Here is a 16,546-nt window from a genome sequence, read left to right as displayed (position 1 = left end):
ATAATGATGTTTGTGCTAGGAGAGTATCGGATCAATGGGCGGCGCGCATCGGAAATCGCCGCGAGTGTGGAGCGCGGGGTCGGTTCCGGGGACCTCGCACCGGGCCATGTGCTGCCCCCGATGAGGGAGTTGGCGTCGCTGCTCGGCGTCAACCCCAACACGGTGGCCGCCGCCTACCGGACGCTCCGTGAGCGCGGAGTGATCGAGACGGCGGGCCGCAGGGGGAGCAGGGTGCGCTCACGCCCCGCGAGCACGGCGCGCGGCTCGCTCCGGATCGAGGCACCGCCGGGCGTGCGTGACCTGGGCGAGGGCAACCCGGATCCGGTCCTCCTGCCGGACATCGGCGAGGCACTGGCCGATGCCGCGGAAGCGTACGCGCGGCAGCCCGGCATGTACGGAGAGGTGCCCGTCCTGCCGGAACTCTCGGCGTTCGCCCGGGCGGCGATGGACGCCGACGGTGTGCCCGCCGGGCCGCTCGCGGTCACCTCCGGGGCCCTCGACGCGATCGAGCGGGTGCTGTCGGCGCACCTGAAGCCGGGTGACCCCGTCGCCGTCGAGGACCCCGGATGGGGCGGACTGCTGGATCTCGTCCCGGCGCTCGGGCTGCGTGCCGTTCCGGTCGCACTGGACGACGAGGGGCCGCTGCCCGGCGATGTGGAGCGGGCCCTGCGGGCGGGAGCCAGGGCGCTGGTCGTCACCGGCCGGGCCCAGAACCCGACCGGTGCGGCGGTGAGCGGCCGCAGGGCCGAGGAGCTCCGGGCCGTACTCGCGGAGTATCCCGGCGTCCTGCTCATCGAGGACGACCACGGCCACGCCATCGTCGACCTGCCCCTGCACCCCCTGGGCGGCGTGACGGAGCGCTGGGCGCTCGTACGGTCCGTGGCCAAGGCGTACGGACCGGATCTGCGCCTCGCCGTGCTCACGGGCGACGCGTTGACCGTGGACCGGGTGACCGGACGGCAGCGGCTGGGGCCCGGCTGGGTCAGCATGCTGCTGCAGCGGACCGTGGCGCACCTGTGGATGTCGGGGGCTGTGGACGCGGCGGTCATCGCCCGGTCCTACGGCGAGCGCCGGGACGCGCTCATCGGCGCGCTGGAGGCGCGGGGTGTCCCGGCGTTCGGCCGGAGCGGGATGAACGTGTGGGTGCCCGTCAGCGACGAGACCGGGGCGGTGGCCCGGCTGCTGCAATCCGGATGGGCGGTGGCCCCGGGGGCGCGCTTCCGGATGGATTCGCCGCAGGGGGTGCGCCTGACGGTGTCCCCGCTGGCCGCGGCCGACATCGCGCCGCTGGCGGACGCGGTCGCGGCCGCGGCGGGTCCGGTCAGGCCGGTCGGTCACGGCTGAGCGGCGGTCTCCCCGGACCCGGTGGAGGACGGGACCGGCCTGGCGCGGGCGCGGCTCTGGGTGAGGGCGGCGCCGACGAGGACGATCAGGGCGCCGACCGGGGTGTTCCAGCTCAGCGGCTCGTCGAGGAGGGCCACGCCGGCCGCGGTGGCGATGACCGGGATGAAGTAGGTGACCATCTGTGCCGTCGTCGGGCCGATCTCCGTGACGAGGCCGTACTGGATGAGGAGGGCCAAGCCCGTTCCGACTGCTCCCAGGGCGATCACGGAAAGCGTCGGGAGGAGCGGGACGCTGTCCGGGAGCGAGGTGAACAGAGGGGTGACCACGGCGAGTTGCAGCGTGGCGAGGAACAGCTGGCTGCCGGTCATCGCCAGCGCCGACGAGCCGGTGCCCGACAGGGTGCGACGGAGGTAGATCCAGCCGATCGGATAGCTCAGGGAGGCCAGGAGGGCCATGGCCGTACCGCTGAGGTCCAGGCCGGAGAACCCCTGCCAGGCTCCCAGCACCGTCAGTACACCGATGAAGCCCAGGCCCAGCCCGGCGACGCGGCGGCGGGTCGGCCGGTCCTCGGAGAGGGCGACGAGCGAGAGCGCCATGCCCCACAGCGGGGAGGTGGCGTTGCAGATCCCGGCGAGGGTGGACGGGATGGTCAGCTCCGCGTACGCGAACAGTGAGAACGGCAGCGCGTTGAGGAAGAACGCGGCGACGAAGAGGTGGCCCCAGGTCCGGCCGGAGCGTGGCAGCCGCTCCCGGCGGACCGCCATCGCCACGGCGAGGACCGCCGTACCGAAGAGCAGCCGCCCGAACGTCACCTGGAACGGGGCGTATCCGTCCGTGCCGACCTTGATGAGGAGGAAGCTGAATCCCCATACGAGGGAGAGCGCCACGAAGCGGATGCGCCAGTCGACGGCCGGGCGCGGGGCGGGGGCGGCGGTGGCGGGCAGGGGGGTGCCGGGCGGCGGCACGGTTCTCGGTGCGGGAGGGGCGCTCATGGGTCAACGATGACGGCACACTTCGCGTAGAACAAGTGAGATTTTGTGGGTCCTTTCGCGTAGCATCGCTTATATGTTGAATCTGGAGCGCCTCCGTACACTGGACGCACTCGCCCGGCACGGCTCGGTGAGCGGCGCCGCCGACGGTCTCCACGTCACGACGTCGGCGGTCTCCCAGCAGATGTCCAAGCTGGAACGCGAGGTGGGGCAGCAGCTCCTCGCCAAGAACGGCCGGGGAGTCCGCCTCACGGACGCGGGCCGGCTGCTCGCCGACCATGCGGCGAAGATCCTCTCCCAGGTGGCGGTCGCCCAGTCCGACATCGAGGCCCAACGCGGCCAGGTGGTGGGCGAAGTCAGGATCGCGGCGTTCCCCACGGCCGCCCGCGGACTGTTCCCGGCCGCCCTCATGGCGCTGCGCGCCGACCATCCCGATCTGAAACTGCGCACGACGGAGCTGGAGCCGGAGAGCGGCATCCGCGCCGTGCTCCGGGGGGATGTCGACCTCGCCGTGGTGCTCGACTGGAGCAACAAGAGGCTGCCCGTGCCCGGTGGCCTGGCCAAGGCATGGATCCTCGACGACGCACCGGACATCGCCATGCCGGCCGGCCATCCGCTCGCGGACCGTGCGGAAGTCGATCTGGAGGACTTCGCCGAAGACGAGTGGGTGTCCTGGCCGGAGGGCGAATTCTGTTACGACTGGCTGATGTTCACGCTGCGGTCCAAGGGCATCGAGCCCCGCATAGCGCATCTCGCGGGTGAACACCACACCCAGCTCGCCCTGATCGATGCCGGATTCGGCGTCTGCGTCGCGCCCCGGCTGGGGCGTGGGCCGGTGCCGGACGGTGTGCGCCTCGTGCCGGTGCGGCAGACGATGCGGCGTCATGTCCACGCGGTGTGGCGCACGGACGCGGACCGCCGGCCGTCGATCAGGGCCGCGGTGGAGGCGCTGCGTGCCGCGGGGCAGGCTCTGGAGGCGCCGGTTGCCCGGGATCCGGGGCCGGATCGGCCAGCTTCCGGAAGTCCCAGGACGTGACGGTCTCCGGAGTGAGGCGCAGCCAGGCGTGCCGACCGTCGTGCGGCAGTTCGTCCATACCGAAGTACTTGCTCGCGAACATCCGTTCCGGCAGATCCAGTTCGGGGCAGGCCGCACCCTCGCGGGGGACCTCGCCGACGAACTCCGCCTCGCCGGAGAGTTCCACGCCGCGCAGCTCCGCGTACTCCGCCCCGTCGTCGACCACCACCGCGATCTTCGGGTCGTGCCGCAGCTGCGACCAGCGCAGGCTCCGGGTGAGGGAGTACAGCCAGAGCGACGTGCCGTCCCAGACGTACCACAGCGCCCCGACGTGGGGCCGCCCCTCCGGGGACACGGTGGCGACCCGGCAGGTGCGCCGCCCGGTGAGGTAGGCGTCCCGTTCGGCCTCGCTCATCATGATCCGGCGGCCGCGGCGCTGGGTGGCGGTCATGGGACGCCTTTCGTCGAGGTGGGCCGGTCGCGCGCCGGCGCGGGACCGCACGGCCCGCGCGCGGTCGTCCGGGACCAATCGGAATCATGGAGCCTCGTCCCGGATCACGCAATGGCACCCGCCCGGCGGTTCGTGTCGTGACGCCGACGCGGCCGCCCGGCGGAGCCTCGGTGCCGGGGCCCCTCAGGCCAGCGTGATCGAGTCCCCCTGGACCTGGATCGCCTTCTCGGGCAGTGGCTGCGTCGCGGGGCCACCGGTCACCGCGCCCGTCGCCGCGTCGAACGTGCTGCCGTGGCAGGGGCAGTTGATGACGCCGTCGGCGATGCCCTTCACCGCGCAGCCCTGGTGGGTGCACTTCGAGGAGAAGGCCTTGAACTCGCCGGCCTTCGGCTGCGTCACCACCACGCCCCGGTCGGCGAAGACCACACCGCCGCCCTCGGGGATGTCGGCGGTCCTCGCGAGGACCGCGCCGCCGCCGTCCGCGCCGTCGCCCTCCCCGGCCGGCTGGACCGTGTCCGAACCGCCCGAGTCGCTCGCACCGCCGCACGCGGTGAGAACGGCCGCCGCTCCCACCGCACCGACCGCTGTGACGACGGTTCGGCGCCCGAAGCGGACCTGACGCTCCTGCGATGCGCTCATCCCGGCTTTCCCTTCATCGGAATCATGACGTCGTACCTGGATACGGGCCTGCGTGCCCGTGCGTTCAGGTGCGGGGGAAACTCCTCGGGGCCGGGAGCCCCTGCGGGCCGACCGTCCCGGCCGTCGCGAGGGCGTCCGCGTCGTCGGGGTGCGGGCCGCCCCCGCCCCGCCCCCACTGCCGTCGCCGGGACGATTCGCCGGGCCGGGGCCCGTGCCGCTCGCGGGGCAGAGGCCCCCCTTCGGCATGCCGCGCCCCTCCACCGGCCGAGGGCGGGGCCGCTCATCGCTCCGTGCCGGGCCAGGAGATACGCCGTGCGCGGTGCGCTCCGATGCCCAGCACCACCAGAACGGCCGCGATCCCGCCGAGGACCATGACCGAGGAGGGCGACGAGCGATCGACCACCAGTCCGCCGGCGAGAGCCCCGACGGAGATCGTCGCCTGGAACGACGCGGTGAACAGAACGGAAGCCGCTTCCGGTGTGCCGGGTGACGCTCTGGCGAACCACGTCTGTGAGCACACCGGTACGGCTCCGTAGGCCGCACCCCAGACGACGAGGAGCACCACCGCGCCGGCACGCCACTGCCCGAGCACGGGGAGCAGCAGCGTAGCCGTGGCGATCATCGAAGCGGCGACGGCGAACGCGCCGCGCGGATACCGTGCGACGGCGGATCCGCCGGCGAAGTTCCCGACGAGGCCCGCCGCCCCGTAGACGAACAGCAGCACGGTGACCGCCCCGGCGCTCACCCGGGTGACCTGCTCCAGGAACGGTGCCACGTAGGTGTAGGCCCCGAAGTGGGCCAGGACGACGAGGAACGTCAGGGCCAGCGCGAAGCGGGTGCCGGTGCCGCGCAGCATGGCGGTCAGCACGTCGGGCCGGGTCGCCCGCACGGGCGGCAGCGGGGGCAGGACCACCAGCAGCAGGGCGAGGACGGCACCGGTGAAGACCCCCATGACCAGGAACGCGGTGCGCCACCCCGCGACGTCGCCGATGAGGGTGCCCAGTGGTACTCCGAGGACCGAACCGAGGGGAACCGCGGAGAAGACGACGGCTGTCGCCCGGCCGGCCGATTCCGCCGGCACCAGCCGCCCGGCCAGGCCTGCCCCGATCGACCAGAAGCCGCCTACGGAGACGCCGACCAGGACTCGTGCCAGCAGAACCGTGCCGTAGTCCTGCGCTGCCGCGGTGACGAAGTCGGCGAGCGTGAGGAGAAGGATGAACGCGCAGAGCATGAGCCGTCGGTCGGCGCGGGCGGTGGCGAGCGTCACCACAGGGGCGGAGACCGCGGCCAGCAGGCCGGGCATCGTCATCATCAGGCCGGCCTTGCCGTCCGACACGGCGAAGTCGGTGCCGATCGAGGTGAGAAGCCCGATGGGAAGGATCTCCGCGGTGACGAGTGAGAAGATTCCCAGCATCACCGCCACCACCGCCGCCCAGGAGACGAAGGGTGAGCGGTCCGGCGCCTCGGTGGCGTCGGCAGGGTCGAGCGTGGTCATGAGTCCCGTCCCGGGCCGGCCTCGGATGGAGTGAGTTCCATTCCAGCAAGGGCGGGCGCCCGGGTCCGGCCGAAATCCGACATCAACGAGGGCCGGCGCCGGTCGTACCGTGCGTCTGCTGCGGCCCGGACACGACCGTCACCGGAAAGGGCCTCGGCACGGGCGACGGTCCGGGCCCACCGCGGACACCTCTCCGACGGCCGCGCACGCGGTGCGGGTCGGCGCCGGGATCACCCCCTGGCGTACGGGGACGAGGGCACCGGGCCCGCACCGGCGCGGCCGACCTCCACCCAGGCATCGCGGAGGTGACCGGCTGCAAGGAGGCGGCGGTGAGCCGCCGGGCCCGGGCGGGGCCCTCAACCGCACTCAGGGCCCGCCGTGCGGTCCGCGGCCCTTCACGAACGGGTGGCGGTACCGCATCCCTCTTCGCCGTTCTCACGCAGGTGCGCGTCCATCGAGGTGCTCCGGTCGTACGGGTCCACCTCGGCACCGTTCCCCGAGCCCGAGACCGCGCGTTCGGCACCGAACGCGGGAGTGAGATAGCCGGTATAGGTGCCGCAGCCCCCGTTGGTGGTGTCCACCTTGTACGACACGAGGGAGAACGTCCCTGGCTCAGTGATGACCTTGGCCGGGTCGTCCCAGCTCATCACGACCTCGCGGCGCACGATGGTGCGGGTGACCTCGTCGCTTCCCGCCTCGGCACGTACGACCGGGTAGACGAAGGTGACATCGGTGCTCACTTCGACCGCACCGCGCTCACCCTGCCGGTACGTGATCCTTCCGCGGGTCTTGACCACATCCTCGACAAGCCGCACCTCGTCCTTCTCGAAGCGGCTGAACAGCAGGAGGGGGTCGTTCTCACGGCTCGGCGTGCGGAACGCGGCGCCCAGGAAGTCCTGCACGTCCTTCTGATGCGGATTGATCAGGGCGATGGCCCTCGACGGCCGCTCCCCGAGCAGCACATCCGGATCCAGACTGGACGCGGCGATGAAATCCTGGGTCCGGTCCAGGGTCTGCGCGACCTCCTTCGCGCTCATCCAGCCGGTGGCCCGGGCCGCGGGCACCGGGAGGGCCGCAATGCCGTCACCCCACCGTGCTGCGGGCGATCCTCTGAACGGTTCCTCCAGCGTGGGCGGTTGAGCCACCACCTCTTCCGCCGGAGCCTGATCAGGACGTTCCGACTCGGCGGCGAGCGGTGCGCCGTCGCCGCTCCCGACTCCGAACCACCCGGCCACCCGACCCGGCATGATCGTCACGACCAGCAGGCAGACCACAACCAGCAGACCGGCCGCGTACCAGCCCTTGTTGCTGCGCGGCGGGGCGGGCCGGTGAGTCCGCCAGCCCTCCGGCGGACTCGGCTCCTCCCGCAACCGCCGCGTCACCATCCGGGCCCGCGCCGACGGCTCCTCGGGCGCCCCCGCGCTCCCTGCCTCCGCCTCCCGGAGGAAGCGCTCCCACTCCTCGTCCGGTATGGATTCCTCACCCTTGCCCACGCTGTGCTCCCCGCCCTCTTCCCTGCGCACGGCCCCTCCCCGGGGCCGCCGATCAGCGTGCATCATCACACAGCTCATCGGCCCCCGACGGCTCAGGAGTCCCTGCGCCGAGGGTGGTTCAGAGGGCGACGACGGACACTTCCACGGCTTTGACGCCGGCCCAGACGGGCGTTCCCTCGACGAGGCGGAGCTCGGCGACGGCCTGGGGGGTGACCTCGGCGACGAGGTCGGGTGCGCGGTCCGACGTGATCAGGACGCGGAGCCGGCTCCCGCTGGTGGTGATCTCGCGCACCGTGCCGGGCCAGACGTTACGGGGGCTGCCGGTGGGCCTCTCCAGATGTACGGCCACGGCTTCCGGAGCGATGATCGCGAGGCAGTCCGTGCCGGGCGGGAGCGGGTCCGAGGTGATGAGGACACCACCGCCGGCGAGTTGGATGCCTTCAGCCGTGGCAAGGCCGGGCCACGCGTTGCGGCCGAGCATGCGGGCGACCCAGGGGGAGCGCGGGTGCCGGGTCACCTCGGTGGGCGGTGCGTCCTGCAGGGCCCGCCCGCCGTCGAGGACGAGTACCCGGTCGGCGAGCGCGACGGCTTCGACGGGGTCGTGCGTGACGATCAGGCACACGCCGCCGAAGCCGTCCAGATGGCGCCGAAGGGTGTGCCGGACGTGAGCGCGGGTGGTCTGGTCGAGGGCGGCGAGCGGTTCGTCCAGGAGGAGCAGTCGGGGGCGGGCGGCCAGAGCCCGGGCGAGCGCGACGCGCTGCGCCTGGCCTCCGGAGATCTGCGCCGGCCTGCGGTGCGCGAGATGACCCACGTCGAGGCGGTCCAGCCACCGCTGGGCGCTTCGACCGGCCTCCGCACGCGGCACACCGTGCGAGCGAAGCCCGTACGCGGTGTTGGCCAGTGCGGTCATGTGGGGGAAGAGCGCACCGTCCTGCGGTACCCAGGCCACGCCCCTGCGGTGCGGGGGGAGTGTGGTGACGTCACTGTCGCCGAGCCGGAGTTCGGCGTGGGCGCGGGGGGTGAGGCCGAGCAGTGCGCGCAGCAGTGTGGTCTTGCCGGCGCCGTTGGGGCCGACCACGGCGATGGTCGTCCCGGCATCCGCGTCGAGGGTCAGGTGGTCGAAACCGGTGACGGTGGCGTGCAGCGGCCAGGTGTCCCCGGTGTCCGCGGAGTCGTGCGTGGCCTCCGGGACGGCCTGGGCGTCCAGCCGTGCGGCGGGCCCGGAGTCGTCCGCCGGGGCCCGCCGCTTCCCCGGGGTGTTCGGGGTCCCGGTCCAGCGACCGCGCAGGGCCACGAGCACGGCCATGGCGATGACGAGCAGGAGCAGGGAGACCGAAGTGGCGGCTTCCGGGTCGTCCTGGAGGAGCAGATAGACCTGGAGCGGAAGCGTCTGTGTAGTGCCGGGGAGGTTCCCCGCGAAGGTGATGGTGGCACCGAACTCCCCCAGCGCCCTGGCCCACGTCAGTGCCGCGCCCGCGACGAGCCCGGGGGCGACCATGGGCAGCGTGACGGTGAAGAACACCCTGACCGGTGAGGCTCCCAGGGAAGCGGCGGTCTCCTCGTAGCGGGGGTGCAGCCCGCCCAGCGCTCCTTCGAGGCTGATCACCAGGAACGGCATCGCGACGAAGGTCGCGGCGAGGACGGCGCCGGACGTGTGGAACGGCAGGGTGATACCGAACGTGTCCTCCATCCAGGGGCCGAGGAGCCCCCGCCGGCCGAAGGCCAGGAGAAGGGCGACGCCGCCCACGGTGGGCGGCAGCACCATCGGCAGGAGCACGAGGGAGCGGACGAAGGCCTTGCCGGGGAATTCGACGCGGGCCAGCAGCCAGGCCAGTGGGACACCGAGGACGACGGACAGGCCCAGCGCCCAGGCGGACACGATCAGGGACAACGTCAGGGCCTCGGTCGTCCCGGGGCTGGTCAGGTGGGTGCCCAGGTCGTGCCACGAGGTGCGGGAGAGAATCCCGGCCAGGGGCAGCAGCAGGAACACGACGGCCAGCAGCGCGGGGACCGCCAGGGCGATCGGCACGCGGGGGCCGGTGGCGCGGTGGCGGAGTCTTCTCATCGAGGATCCCTGAGCTGGAAGTGCCGTGTGGGCGGTCCGCCCGCCCGGAGGCCCGTCACGGCTTCTGGAAGCCGGCGTCCGTGAGGAACTTCTGGGCGTCGGGGGACGACAGCCACGTCACGAACGCGGCCGCGGCCTCGCTGTTCTCCGAGGTCCTGAGCGTAGCCGCCGGGTAGGAGGCGACGGCGTTCTGGGCGTCCGGGATGTCGATGGCGTCGACCTTGTCGGTGGCCGTCGCCGCGTCCGTCCTGTACACGAGACCGGCGTCCGCCTCGCCGAGTTCGACCTTGCTGAGGACGGCGCGGACGTTCGGCTCCTGGGACACCGGCTTCACGTCGATCTTCTGCGCGTCGAGGATCTCCCGGCTGTAGCGCCCGACCGGCACCTCGGGCGCCGCGAGGACGACCTTCAGCCCGGGATCGGCGAGGTCCTTCAGACTCGCGACCTTCTCGGGGTTGCCCCTGCCCGTCGCGATCACCAGACGGTTCTTCGCGATGACGGTCGGCGTCCCGGTGTCGGAGGTGAGGCCGTCCATCGTCCTGGTGTCCGCCGTGACCAGCGCGTCGGCCGGAGCGCCCTGCCTCACCTGGGCGGCGAGCTCCTGCGAGCCGGCGAACGAGAACGTCACCCTCGTCCCGGGGTGCTCCTTCTCGTACGCCGCACCGGCCGTCCTGAAGACATCGGTGAGCGAGGACGCGGCCAGTACCGTCAGATCAATCCTCGGGCCACCGGAGGCCGAGGCGCCGCCCGAGTCCTTCTCCTCGCTTCCGCAGGCCGCCAGCAGCACGAGTACAGCCGCCGTGAGGACCGCGGCCGCGGTGCGGCGGCGGGTGGAGGTGAGAGACATGAGGGCGGACTCCTTGGGGATGTGGCCGGGCCGGCCACGGGTCGATGTGCGGGACCGGGGCCTCACCGGTGTCCCCTTCGGGCGCCTGCGAGCGTGAACGAGGCCGGGTCCCCGCCGCCGATCCGGCGCGTTCCGCCTTTCGCGGCTCGCAACGCGTCCGGTGCCCGGACGGCGTCGAAGCCGATCACCCGGCAGCCGAGCCGTCCGGCCGATGGCAGGGGACTGCATGTGCCACACAATAGGGCTGCGGGCCTCGCACATACAATGTTCAGGGCTGTCTTCCCTCGCACCTGCGTCAAGTCCGGGGTGGCCCGCACCGCGGAGCGGGCGCACACACGGTCGGACACTCAGTGGCGCGGGCTCCAGCGGAACCACCGCCGTACACCGAGGGCCGCCACAGCTGTCCAGGCCATGGCCGCGAGCACCGGACGTCCCTGGTCCACGAAGCCGAGGTCACCCGTCCAGCCGCCCCGCAGGAGGTCCATCACCGGTGAGAAGGGCAGCCAGACGCTGATGTCCGCCGCCGCACCGGGCAGCACCTCACGCGGCAGGAAGAGCCCGGACCCCGCAATGGTCACCAGCATGAACGGCAGGAACGTCAGCTGCGCACTCTCCGCCGTCCGGGTGAACGCGGCCGTCAGTGCGGCGCAGGCCACGAGCAGCAGGGAGCCGGTGACCAGACCGAGGACGAGCAGGTGCGGCGCTGCCGGTGCCGAGGTGTCAAGGACCGCGGTAAGGCCGACCGCAAGGACGACGCACTGGACCAGCGCCAGCAGCACCGCAGGCAGCGCACCACCGGCGAGGATCTCCCAGTCGCGCACCTCGCCCGTGCGTAGCCGCTTGAGCACCAGGCTCTCGCGGCGCGTGACGTACACGCCGACCAGGTTCGTGTAGATGGAGAAGAACAGGGCCATCGCCAGCGTTCCGGGCACGAGGACGGTCGCGATCGACAGGCCGGTGCCGCCCAGGTCGAGACTCTTGACCAGGCCGCGCATCGAAACGGCCATCGTGGCGGGCAGTACGAGCGCGGTGACCAGCGCCGCCTTGCTGCGCACCAGCAGCGCCAGCTCCGCGCGTCCCAGGGCGGCCATCCGGGAAGCGGGACCGGACCGCACGGTCGCGGTCGTGGCCACCGGTCGGGCGGGTGCGGTCGTCGTCATCGTGTCTCCTCGTTGTCCAGGTTCTTGGCGATCTCCATGAACGCCTCCTCCAGTGACGCCGACCGGGCGTCCAGGGCATGCAGGGTGACCCCGGCGTGCTGCGCCCAGGTGAGCAGCTCGGTGGCCGTGCGCTGCAGGTCCCGGGTCTCCAGGCGGACGGTCCTGCCCTCCGTCTCGTGCTTGGTCACACCCATGGGGGCGAGCGGCGGCAGTTCGCCGAGGAGGCGGTCCCCGGGCAGCTCGAAGCTGATCCGGGAGGGCCGTTCGGCCACCACGTCGGCCACCCGCCCGGTGGTGGCGATCAGCCCCCGGTGCATGATCGCGAGCCGGTCGGCCAACTGCTCAGCCTCCTCCAGGTAGTGCGTGGTGAGCAGCACGGTCGTGCCCTGGGCCTTCAGCTCGCCGATCAGCTCCCAGGTGTCGCGGCGGGACTGCGCGTCGAGGCCGGTCGTCGGCTCGTCGAGGAACAGCACCTCGGGGCGGCCCAGCAGGGCGAGCGCGAGATCGAGGCGGCGGCGCTCGCCGCCTGAGAGCTGCTTGACGCGCACCTTGCGACGGTGGTTCAGGTTCGTCAGGGCGAGGGCCTCGTCCGCGGGCCGGGCGCCGCTGGTGCAGCCCGCCCACATCCGGACGGTCTCCAGGACCGTCAACTCCGGCGGGAAGCCGCCTTCCTGGAGCATCACTCCGATACGGGGCCGGACGGCGGCCCGCTCGCGGAACGGGTCCCGGCCGAGCACCCGGACCGTCCCACCGGTGGGGGTGGCCTGGCCCTCCAGGATCTCGAGCGTCGAGGTCTTGCCCGCTCCGTTGGTCCCCAGCAGGGCGAACAGCTCTCCCCGGGCGACCGTGAAGTCGATGCCGCGCACGGCGTCGAACCCCCGGTAGCTCCGCCTCAGTCCGACGGTTTCGATGACTGTGTCCATGCACTCCACCCTCCCGGCGGCGAAGGGCCGGGAGCAGTGCGCCGTGTCACGGGTTCGTATGACAGGTGTCATGTGCACCGGTGACACGGCGAACGGCCGCGGACATCCGCAGGGAGGGCCGTCGGCCCGCGGACCCGCCGGTTCAACACCGGCCGCGCCCCTCGGTGCGGTCGGGACGCCCTTCCGAGCCCCGACGGGAGCGGCGAGAACAGCCGGCGGACTCCTGTCCGCCCATGCCTGGTCCAGGTCGATCGACGTCGTGAAGTCCGCCTGGAAAACGCAGGATTGGCCGTGCCCGGCTCGCATTTTCTACACCGGTGTAGAAGCATGGGGGGACGGCACCCGTCCGGGGATCATCTCTCCGCGGCTTGAGTGGAATGTCCGGAATCAGGTCTGTGAGGAAACGAATCACCCATGCTCGACCGGACGGCCGTGCACCTGCGGCACGGGCTCGCGCGCCGCAGCCGCCGCATCGTGGACTCCTACGCGTTCTCCAGCGCCGTGTTCTGTCTCATCGCGGCCAACGCCGTCCTTCTCGGCATCGAGACGTACAGCGGCCTCATGTACCAATGGCACGGCGCCCTCAAGGCTGCGGAGCACTTCTTCCTGGCCGTCTTCACCATCGAGATACTCCTGCGGGCTGCCGCCCACGCCGACCGGCCCAGGGACTTCCTGCGCGATCCCTGGAACGTGTTCGACCTGATCGTCGTGGTCGTGGCCTTCATGCCGTTCGCCCGTGAGAACGCCACCGCGCTGCGGCTCCTGCGCCTGGCGCGCGTGCTGCGCGCCGCCCGGTTCCTGCCGCAACTGCGGATCGTGATCGTCGCCGTCGGCAAGAGCCTGCCCGGCACCCTCAGCTTCGCCCTCGTCGGAGCGCTCCTGCTGTACGTGTACGCCATGGTCGGATGGGTACTCCTGGCCGAAGGTGATCCCGAGCACTTCGGGTCATTCGGCCGTGCGGCTCTCACGCTCTTTCTCCTCATGACGCTCGACGGACTCGGCGACGCCGTACGCGGTGGCCTTGAGGTCTCCCGGTGGACGATCTTCTACTTCGGTTCGTTCGTCCTGCTCGGCTCGTTTCTGCTCGTCAACCTCCTCATCGGCGTCGTCATCAATTCGTTGGAGGAGGCCCGGGAGCTGGAGAAGGAACGGGAAGGCCCCGTGCCGAGGCGGCAGCCCCGGGGTGACGACCCGACCGAGGCTCTGCGGGCACAGCTCGCCGCGGCCCGCCATGCCCTGGACGCCATGGAATCCGGCCTGGTGGCCCCTCCGGCGTCCTGCGCGTGCCGGGGCGCCGGGCAGGCGGGGCGGACCGGGGCGTGAGGCTCCGGGAGTGCGCTCGGGGCGGTGCGCGAGCTGACGCCCCAGCTGTCCGGCGCACAGCGACCGTTTCCACGCACGCGCCCGGCCTCGGGCCACAGCGCCTTCGGGTCGGCACGGGCCGCCGACCGTCGGCGCCGGGTGCCGACGACCGGACGGGAGTCCGGTCGATGGTTCCGGGCACGGGCCGCCGGTGCCCACACTGCTCGGCGATCAGCACGACGGCCCGCAACGGGCGCCCTCGACGACGGGCGTCCTCCGTCATCCCGGCAGCCGTGAGCACCTCTTCGGAGGTGCAGGCCGGCATCCAGCCGGAGAGTCCGTCGTGACCTCGCCGCGGCGGCTCGGACACTCCTCGCCCGCGATCACCCTCGGTTACTCTGTTCACTTCGTGCCGGAGGCCGGCAGTGAGGTGCGCGGCACCATCGACGGTCTGCTGGGGGATCGAGGGGACCGGCTTGCCGGCCGGAACGCCCCAGATTCTCCCCAATGCCGCCGACCGGCGCTTCCCGCTTCTGCGCAGCGAAGGTGCCGTCCATGGATTGTAAGGCTGAAGAGATGGGTGGCCTGGGAAAGTGTTGCAAGAGGTCGTAGCGACCCGCTACGTCACGCCCCTGCGGGAGGGCGGATCCCTGCCCGGGATCGTCGAGGCCGACGACCTGGGCACGTACGTCATGAAGTTCACCGGCGCAGGGCAGGGCCGCAAGACCCTGGTCGCGGAGGTCATCTGCGGAGAGCTGGGCAGGCGGCTGGGGCTGCGGGTGCCCGAGCTGGTGACGATCCAGCTCGACCCCGTCATCGGGCTCGCGGAGCCGGACCAGGAGGTGCAGGAGCTTCTCAAGGCGAGCGGTGGGCTGAACCTCGGGATGGACTACCTCCCCGGCTCGCTCGGGTTCGACCCTCTCGCCTACCAGGTGGATCCGGCGGAGGCCGGGAAGGTCGTCTGGTTCGACGCGCTGATCAACAACGTGGACCGGTCCTGGCGCAATCCCAACGCTCTGATCTGGCACGGTGACCTCTGGCTGATCGACCACGGGGCCACGATGATCTGGCACCACAACTGGCCGGGCGCCCAGGCATCCGCGGCGAAGCCGTACAACGCCTCGGACCACGTCCTCGCGCCGTTCGCCCCGGACATCGCCGCTGCCGCCGCCGAGCTCGCCCCGCTCGTCACCGAGGAACTGCTCACCGAGGTGGCCGCCGAGGTGCCGGACGAGTGGCTGGCCGGCGAGCCGGGATTCGAGACGACGGACTCGCTGCGGCGGGCGTACGTGGAGCCGCTGCTGGCGCGTGCCGGAAGCATCCACGAGCGGATCTTCATCGGGGAGCCCACCAGGACCCAGCCCTCCCGTGCACCCGGCTGGGTCACCGAGCGTCTGGCCCCGAGGCCGCAGGCGACGGAGAGGGACCGCGGCGTCCGGGCGGAAGCCGGACGGAACACCGAGGACGGCGACCGATGAGCAAGCGCGATGTCTTCGAGTACGCGGTCCTGCGCGTCGTGCCCCGGGTCGAGCGCGGCGAGTGCTTCAACGCGGGTGTGCTGGTCTACTGCCGGGCGAAGTCCTTCGTCGCCGCGCGTACCCTCCTGGACGAGCGCAAGCTCAGGGCCCTGGATCCGCAGGCCGACGTGGTGGGTGTCCAGGCCGCTCTGCGCGCTGTCGAGGGAGTCTGCTGCGGCGGCGAAGCGGCAGGCCAGGCGGCTGGTGACGACGCCGGGCGGCGCTTTCGCTGGCTGATCGCGCCACGCTCCACGGTCGTCCAGCCGGGCGTCGTGCACAGCGGACTCACCGCGGATCCCGAGGCCGAGCTCGAACGGCTGCTCGACCTGCTGGTGCGCTGATCCGGCACCGGTGGCGCCGTCCGCGACATGCGCGGTCGCGGCGCCGTCCGGTGTGACATGCGCCCGTGCCCCCGTGGGCCGTTGACACCGCGTGCCAGGGCTTCTAGCGTCTCGTCTGCTGAAGGTACTAAGCGGTTGCTCAGTTATCGGGAACTTCCTGACGTCCGCTGAGCCGCGATCCAAGGGCGAGGAGAACCAAGCATGTCCACCACCGAGCAGCGCGTCGCCATCGTGACGGGAGCGGCACGGGGCATCGGCGCCGCCACCGCCGTACGCCTGGCGGCCGAGGGCCGCGCCGTCGCCGTACTCGACCTCGACGAGGCGGCGTGCAAGGACACGGTCGAGAAGATCACCGCCGCAGGGGGCACCGCCCTCGCCGTCGGCTGCGACGTGTCGGACAGCGCCCAGGTGGAAGCCGCCGTCGCGCGCGTGGCCGCCGAGCTCGGCGCTCCGACGATCCTCGTCAACAACGCGGGCGTGCTCCGCGACAACCTGCTCTTCAAGATGAGCGAGTCCGACTGGGACCTCGTGATGAACGTGCACCTCAAGGGCGCGTTCCTGATGGCGAAGGCCGTCCAGGCGTACATGGTGGAGGCCAAGTTCGGCCGTATCGTCTCGCTCTCCTCCTCGTCGGCCCTGGGCAACCGGGGCCAGGCCAACTACTCCGCCGTCAAGGCCGGACTGCAGGGCCTCACCAAGACGCTGGCCAAGGAGCTCGGCAAGTTCGGTGTGACCGCCAACGCCGTCGCCCCGGGCTTCATCGTCACCGAGATGACCGCCCAGACGGCGGCCCGCGTCGGCATGGGCTTCGAGGAGTTCCAGGCCGCCGCCGCCACCCAGATCCCCGTGCAGCGCGTCGGCAGGCCCGAGGACATCGCCAACGCCATCGCCTTCTTCGCGGGCGACGACGCGGGCTTCGTCTCCGGACAGGTCATGTACGTCGCCGGCGGACCGCTCAACTGACC

The 16,546-nt window shown here is 71.9% G+C and carries 15 protein-coding genes; 6 read left to right on the top strand and 9 right to left on the bottom strand.

The window, feature by feature from the left end:
• The first annotated feature begins 12 nt into the window (after nucleotides 1-12).
• Nucleotides 13-1,344, top strand: a complete 1,332-nt coding sequence (locus tag OG927_RS04380) for an aminotransferase class I/II-fold pyridoxal phosphate-dependent enzyme (RefSeq protein WP_206431861.1) — start codon at nucleotides 13-15, stop codon at nucleotides 1,342-1,344.
• On the opposite strand, the gene OG927_RS04375 is transcribed toward OG927_RS04380, so the two are convergent.
• A complete protein-coding gene (locus OG927_RS04375; RefSeq protein ID WP_330319742.1) occupies nucleotides 1,335-2,336 on the bottom strand; it encodes a DMT family transporter in 1,002 nt (333 codons plus the stop codon). The genes OG927_RS04380 and OG927_RS04375 overlap by 10 nt on opposite strands.
• A 73-nt stretch (nucleotides 2,337-2,409) precedes the next feature.
• Between OG927_RS04375 and OG927_RS04370 the strand changes: the two genes are divergently transcribed.
• Complete coding sequence (locus OG927_RS04370; RefSeq protein ID WP_319099524.1) at nucleotides 2,410-3,369, top strand: LysR family transcriptional regulator; 960 nt, start codon at nucleotides 2,410-2,412, stop codon at nucleotides 3,367-3,369.
• Here the strand turns inward: OG927_RS04370 and OG927_RS04365 are convergent.
• The 8 genes from OG927_RS04365 to OG927_RS04330 form a co-directional block, all read right to left on the bottom strand.
• Nucleotides 3,263-3,799: a pyridoxamine 5'-phosphate oxidase family protein gene (locus OG927_RS04365; RefSeq protein ID WP_330319741.1), complete on the bottom strand. Its 537-nt coding sequence runs from the start codon at nucleotides 3,797-3,799 to the stop codon at nucleotides 3,263-3,265. The two genes, OG927_RS04370 and OG927_RS04365, sit on opposite strands and share 107 nt — an antisense overlap.
• 183 nt (nucleotides 3,800-3,982) lie before the next feature.
• Nucleotides 3,983-4,438: a Rieske (2Fe-2S) protein gene (locus OG927_RS04360; RefSeq protein ID WP_056795892.1), complete on the bottom strand. Its 456-nt coding sequence runs from the start codon at nucleotides 4,436-4,438 to the stop codon at nucleotides 3,983-3,985.
• Nucleotides 4,439-4,718: 280 nt separating this feature from the next.
• The gene (locus OG927_RS04355; RefSeq protein WP_330319740.1) at nucleotides 4,719-5,933 is read right to left on the bottom strand and encodes an MFS transporter; all 1,215 of its coding nucleotides are present in this window, start codon (nucleotides 5,931-5,933) and stop codon (nucleotides 4,719-4,721) included.
• A gap of 395 nt (nucleotides 5,934-6,328) precedes the next feature.
• On the bottom strand, nucleotides 6,329-7,426 hold the full coding sequence (locus OG927_RS04350) for a hypothetical protein (protein WP_330321294.1): 1,098 nt from the start codon (nucleotides 7,424-7,426) through the stop codon (nucleotides 6,329-6,331).
• A gap of 118 nt (nucleotides 7,427-7,544) precedes the next feature.
• Nucleotides 7,545-9,491 (bottom strand): ABC transporter permease, encoded by a 1,947-nt coding sequence (locus tag OG927_RS04345; protein ID WP_056795885.1) that lies wholly within the window; start codon nucleotides 9,489-9,491, stop codon nucleotides 7,545-7,547.
• A gap of 55 nt (nucleotides 9,492-9,546) precedes the next feature.
• Complete coding sequence (gene modA / locus OG927_RS04340; protein WP_330319739.1) at nucleotides 9,547-10,338, bottom strand: molybdate ABC transporter substrate-binding protein; 792 nt, start codon at nucleotides 10,336-10,338, stop codon at nucleotides 9,547-9,549.
• A 347-nt stretch (nucleotides 10,339-10,685) separates the two neighbouring features.
• Nucleotides 10,686-11,498: an ABC transporter permease gene (locus tag OG927_RS04335; RefSeq protein ID WP_330319738.1), complete on the bottom strand. Its 813-nt coding sequence runs from the start codon at nucleotides 11,496-11,498 to the stop codon at nucleotides 10,686-10,688.
• The gene (locus OG927_RS04330) at nucleotides 11,495-12,421 is read right to left on the bottom strand and encodes an ABC transporter ATP-binding protein (protein WP_124282995.1); all 927 of its coding nucleotides are present in this window, start codon (nucleotides 12,419-12,421) and stop codon (nucleotides 11,495-11,497) included. Before OG927_RS04330 ends, OG927_RS04335 begins: the two co-directional genes overlap by 4 nt.
• A 414-nt stretch (nucleotides 12,422-12,835) precedes the next feature.
• Here OG927_RS04330 and OG927_RS04325 point away from each other — a divergent pair, with 414 nt between their 5' ends.
• The 4 genes from OG927_RS04325 (at nucleotide 12,836) to fabG (ending at nucleotide 16,544) form a co-directional block, all read left to right on the top strand.
• The gene (locus OG927_RS04325; RefSeq protein WP_330319737.1) at nucleotides 12,836-13,744 is read left to right on the top strand and encodes an ion transporter; all 909 of its coding nucleotides are present in this window, start codon (nucleotides 12,836-12,838) and stop codon (nucleotides 13,742-13,744) included.
• A 572-nt stretch (nucleotides 13,745-14,316) separates the two neighbouring features.
• Nucleotides 14,317-15,201 (top strand): HipA family kinase, encoded by an 885-nt coding sequence (locus tag OG927_RS04320; protein WP_330319736.1) that lies wholly within the window; start codon nucleotides 14,317-14,319, stop codon nucleotides 15,199-15,201.
• Complete coding sequence (locus OG927_RS04315) at nucleotides 15,198-15,581, top strand: DUF3037 domain-containing protein (RefSeq protein ID WP_056795867.1); 384 nt, start codon at nucleotides 15,198-15,200, stop codon at nucleotides 15,579-15,581. Before OG927_RS04320 ends, OG927_RS04315 begins: the two co-directional genes overlap by 4 nt.
• Before the next feature lie 201 nt (nucleotides 15,582-15,782).
• Complete coding sequence (fabG, locus tag OG927_RS04310; protein ID WP_056795862.1) at nucleotides 15,783-16,544, top strand: 3-oxoacyl-ACP reductase FabG; 762 nt, start codon at nucleotides 15,783-15,785, stop codon at nucleotides 16,542-16,544.
• Nucleotides 16,545-16,546: the final 2 nt, after the last annotated feature.

The sequence above is a fragment of the Streptomyces clavifer genome, assembly GCF_036345975.1.
GTDB lineage: Bacteria > Actinomycetota > Actinomycetes > Streptomycetales > Streptomycetaceae > Streptomyces > Streptomyces clavifer.
Note: the sequence above shows the minus strand (reverse complement) of the source record. Positions and strands in the feature narration are given on the sequence as shown.

Excerpts from the sequence above, each read along its gene's own strand:
- OG927_RS04375 (WP_330319742.1), bottom strand. The coding sequence starts at position 2,336 with ATGAGCGCCCCTCCCGCACCGAGAACCGTGCCGCCGCCCGGCACCCCC.
- OG927_RS04370 (WP_319099524.1), top strand. The coding sequence starts at position 2,410 with ATGTTGAATCTGGAGCGCCTCCGTACACTGGACGCACTCGCCCGGCAC.
- OG927_RS04365 (WP_330319741.1), bottom strand. The coding sequence starts at position 3,799 with ATGACCGCCACCCAGCGCCGCGGCCGCCGGATCATGATGAGCGAGGCC.
- OG927_RS04360 (WP_056795892.1), bottom strand. The coding sequence starts at position 4,438 with ATGAGCGCATCGCAGGAGCGTCAGGTCCGCTTCGGGCGCCGAACCGTC.
- OG927_RS04355 (WP_330319740.1), bottom strand. The coding sequence starts at position 5,933 with ATGACCACGCTCGACCCTGCCGACGCCACCGAGGCGCCGGACCGCTCA.
- OG927_RS04345 (WP_056795885.1), bottom strand. The coding sequence starts at position 9,491 with ATGAGAAGACTCCGCCACCGCGCCACCGGCCCCCGCGTGCCGATCGCC.
- modA (WP_330319739.1), bottom strand. The coding sequence starts at position 10,338 with ATGTCTCTCACCTCCACCCGCCGCCGCACCGCGGCCGCGGTCCTCACG.
- OG927_RS04335 (WP_330319738.1), bottom strand. The coding sequence starts at position 11,498 with ATGACGACGACCGCACCCGCCCGACCGGTGGCCACGACCGCGACCGTG.
- OG927_RS04330 (WP_124282995.1), bottom strand. The coding sequence starts at position 12,421 with ATGGACACAGTCATCGAAACCGTCGGACTGAGGCGGAGCTACCGGGGG.
- OG927_RS04325 (WP_330319737.1), top strand. The coding sequence starts at position 12,836 with ATGCTCGACCGGACGGCCGTGCACCTGCGGCACGGGCTCGCGCGCCGC.
- OG927_RS04315 (WP_056795867.1), top strand. The coding sequence starts at position 15,198 with ATGAGCAAGCGCGATGTCTTCGAGTACGCGGTCCTGCGCGTCGTGCCC.
- fabG (WP_056795862.1), top strand. The coding sequence starts at position 15,783 with ATGTCCACCACCGAGCAGCGCGTCGCCATCGTGACGGGAGCGGCACGG.